Genomic DNA, 1419 nt, shown 5'->3' on the forward strand with positions numbered 1-1419 from the left:
CATAGGGCCGGCAGAGGCAACCGGGGGAACTGAAACATCTAAGTACCCCGAGGAAGAGAAATCAACCGAGATCCCGGGAGTAGCGGCGAGCGAAACCGGGCCAGCGCAAACCTGGACGAGCGTTAAAGCCTTGGGGCGTTGCCGTCGCAGGGGTTGCGGGACCGCCCGCACGGGGAGCCCAAGCTCCCCGACCGAGTTACAAACCGCGCATGCAGCGGAACGGCCTGGGAAGGCCGGCGGAACAGGGTGAGAGCCCCGTACGCGTAGCATGGGCGGCTCGGAAGGCGGCTCCCGAGTAGCGCCGGGCACGTGAAACCCGGTGCGAAGCAGGGGGGACCACCCTCCAACGCTGAACACTCTCCCGCGACCGATAGCGAACCAGTACCGTGAGGGAAAGGTGAAAAGCACCCCGAGAGGGGAGTGAAACAGCGCCTGAAACCGTGCGCCCGCAAGCAGTCGGAGCACCCATGCGGTGTGACGGCGTGCCTTTTGTAGAATGAGCCAGCGAGTCGCGGCATGCGGCGAGGTTAAGCTTGGAAGCGAGCCGCAGCGAAAGCGAGCCTTTAAGACGGCGAGTGAGTCGCATGCCGCGGACGCGAAGCCGGGTGAGCTATCCTTGGGCAGGCTGAAGCGGGGGTAAGACCCCGTGGAGGGCCGAACCCACTTCGGTTGAAAACGGAGGGGATGACCCGAGGATAGGGGTGAAAGGCCAATCAAACCCGGAGATATCTCGTTCTCCCCGAAATAGCTTTAGGGCTAGCCCCGGCCGTTCTCCTGCGGCGGTAGAGCACTGGATCGTCGAGGGGGCCTCACCGCCTACCGACGCGAACCAAACTCCGAATGCCGCAGGACCAGAGGCCGGGAGTCAGAGGGCGTGGGCTAAGCTGCGCGCTCGAGAGGGAAACAGCCCAGACCGCCCGCTAAGGCCCCCAAGTCCGTGCCGAGTGGCAAAGGATGTGCGTTTGCCTAGACAACCAGGATGTTGGCTTAGAAGCAGCCATGCATTTAAAGAGTGCGTAACAGCTCACTGGTCAAGTGGACATGCGCCGACAATTCACGGGGCTAAGCACGGCGCCGAAGCGGCGGGCTGATGTATTTCAGCGGTAGGGGAGCCTTCCGCGCAGGGGCGAAGCCGAGGGGCGACCCTCGGTGGACCGCGCGGAAGCGAGGATGCTGGCATGAGTAACGAGAGCGGCGCGGGAAACGCCGCCGCCGTAAGCCCAAGGGTTCCTGGGCAACGCTAATCGTCCCAGGGTCAGTCGGGAGCTAAGGCGAGGCCGGGAGGCGTAGCCGATGCGCAACAGGCGGACATTCCTGTACCGCCTGCGGGCCGCTATCACCGAAGGGGCGACGGAGAAGGGTAGCCGGGCGGGGTTCTGGACGTCCCCGTGAAAGCGCGTAGGGCGGCGAGCATGGAAA

General features: G+C 64.4%; 1 rRNA gene. It reads left to right on the forward strand.

The annotated features are described in order from the left end of the window. Positions 1 to 1419 (forward strand): 23S ribosomal RNA (locus tag NFR41_RS10430); the annotation flags it as partial.

This window comes from Adlercreutzia aquisgranensis (assembly GCF_943193145.1).
Classification (GTDB): Bacteria; Actinomycetota; Coriobacteriia; order Coriobacteriales; family Eggerthellaceae; genus Xiamenia; species Xiamenia aquisgranensis.